This window comes from Streptomyces sp. NPDC051105 (assembly GCF_040682795.1).
Taxonomy (GTDB): Bacteria; Actinomycetota; Actinomycetes; order Streptomycetales; family Streptomycetaceae; genus Streptomyces.
In genome coordinates, this window is the sequence record NZ_JBFBBR010000056.1 from 1 (window position 1) to 2452 (window position 2452).

At 69.5% G+C, this 2452-nt stretch carries 1 protein-coding gene; it reads left to right on the forward strand.

Annotation, left to right across the window (positions count from 1 at the left end; translation table 11 throughout):
- On the forward strand, positions 1 to 2452 hold a 2452-nt coding region (locus AB0N16_RS41590; protein ID WP_365806013.1), incomplete at both ends, for an amino acid adenylation domain-containing protein.

Sequence of the window (2452 nt, forward strand, 5' to 3'; positions counted from 1 at the left end):
CTGATCGGCTTCTTCGTCAACAACCTCGTACTGCGCACCGACCTCGGCGGCGGACCCGGATTCCGCGACGTCCTGCGACGCGTACGAGAGACCGTCCTCGACGCCCAGGACCACCAGGACCTCCCCTTCGACCTGCTCGTAGCGGCCACCCGACCCCCACGCCACCCCGACCGGACGCCCTACCTCCAGACGTCGCTCGTCCACCAACCGGAAACGGTGTCCGAGTACCGCCTCGGCGATCTTGTCGCGACACCGACCCAGGCACCCCTGTCCGGCGCCTCCCTGGACCTGACCTTCTCGGTCTTCGAGGGAAGCACCACGGACATCCAGGTCAACTATCGGCGTGACCTGTTCGACGCCGGCACGGTGAAATCGATCAGTGACCGGTTCCTCGACGTCCTGCGACGCGGTATCGCGGACGACGAGGGGGTGCGGAGCGACCTTCGGAGCACGCGCGCCGGGGAGCGGTCCGCCTCGACCCTGGTCGGTCCGGCCCGGCCCGATCTGCTGAACCTCGATCTCCCGGGGGCGCTGGCGGCCGTTGTCCGCAGGCAACCCGATGCCACGGCGTTGCAGAGCGCGGGTGACAGCCTCACGTACTCCGGACTGAGCACGGCGAGCGAGGAGGTGTCCGCATCCCTGCGGGCCGCCGGGGTCGGTCCGGGCGATGTCGTGGGACTCGCCCTGGAACCGGGACTCGCCCTGGTGGTCGCCGTCGTCGCCACCGTCCGTATCGGCGCGGCCTACATGTGCCTGGACACGGCGGCACCCGAGGAACGCAATGCCTGGCTGCTGAGGGACGCCGGGTGCTCCGTCGTCGTGTCGCACACCCGCCCGTCGGCCCCCCACGCGTGGACGTCCCTCAGCTGTGAACGGCTGTCCGCCGTCGAGGGACCGTGGGGCAGCCGCGACGACATCCCCGCGGCCGAGCGGCCGGCATACGTCGTGTACACCTCCGGCTCCACCGGGCAGCCCAAGGGTGTCGTCATCGTGCACGACGCGGTGTGCAACTGGGCGCTGGGGATGGGGGAGGCCATGAGCGTCGGCCCCGACACGAATCTCGCCCAGCTCGCGTCCCCGTCGTTCGACGTCTTCTCCGCCGAGGTGTGGATGGCGCTCCTGAACGGCGCGACGCTGAGCGTCATACCCCGCCATGAGCGGCGTGGCGCGAGCGTCACCGTCGAGGCGCTGCGGCGTGAGGGCGTCACGCTCTACATGGGCACTCCCGGGCCGCTCACCGTGATCGAGCCGGACCAGGTGCCGTTGATCGACAAGATCGTCGTGGGCGGCGACGCCCTGTCGGAGAGCCTGTTCCGCAGGTGGCTGCCGCAGGCCGAGGTGGGCCAGGTGTACGGAGCCAGCGAGGGCACCATGTCCACGACGATCGCGCTCCTCACCGCCGGCTCACCGGCGAATCTGACGGGCCGGCCGCTGCCCAATACGTCCCTCCACATCCTGTCGGAGTCTCTGGAGCCGCTGCCCGCGGGAACGGTGGGCGAGATCTTCATCAGCGGCGTCGGAGTCGGTCAGGAGTACTTGGGACGAAGGGCCCTGACGGCGGAGAAGTTCCTGCCCGACCCGTTCGAGGGCGAACCCGGCAGCCGCATGTACCGCACCGGCGACCTGGGCCGCATCTCGCCCGACGGCGAGCTGGAGTTCGTGGGCCGTAGCGACGACATGGTGAAGATCCGGGGTGTCCGAGTCGAGCCCGCGGAGATCGAGGCGGCTGTCAGCGGCCTCGACGGGGTGTCGGCGTGTGCGGTGGCCGCGGACAGGGGTCCACACGGGGAGACCGTGCTACGGGCGTTCGTGATCATGAAGGATCCGACGATCGACGAGGCGTCCCTGCGGGCCCTTCTGAAGACCGTCCTGCCGGACAGCATGATCCCGCATTCGATCGGGTACGTCGGGTCCTTCCCCCTCACGACGAACGGCAAGGTCGACCGTGCCCGGCTGCTGCAGAGCGAGCGTCCGGGCACGGCGAACGGTCGCAGGGAAGCACTGTCGGAGGCGATGACCATCGTTCTCGACACGTGGGAGGACGTCCTCGGGCACAGCCCGATCGCGGTGTCCGACAACTTCTTCGACCTCGGCGGTGACTCACTGGGCGCGACCAGGATCATGGCCAAGCTGGAGCAGGCGTTCTCGGTCCGGATCGAGTTCTCGGAGTTCGTGAGGAACGCCACGGTTCAGGAACTCGTCCGCCACATCGGGGGGTTGCGCGGCGTGGGTGCGAGGACCGCCCCCGCGCCGAGGCCCCCGGACTCCACCAGGGTCGCGTTGTCGTACGGGCAGCGCCGGTTGTGGCTCGCCGATCAGGTCGCGCCGGGGAGTCTGGCCTACAGCACTCCGCTCGCTCTCCGGTTACGGGGCCGGGTGCGCCCTGAAGTGGTGCGGGCGTGCTTGAGCGAGATCGTTCGACGGCATGAGGTGCTGCGGACGACGTTCGTTG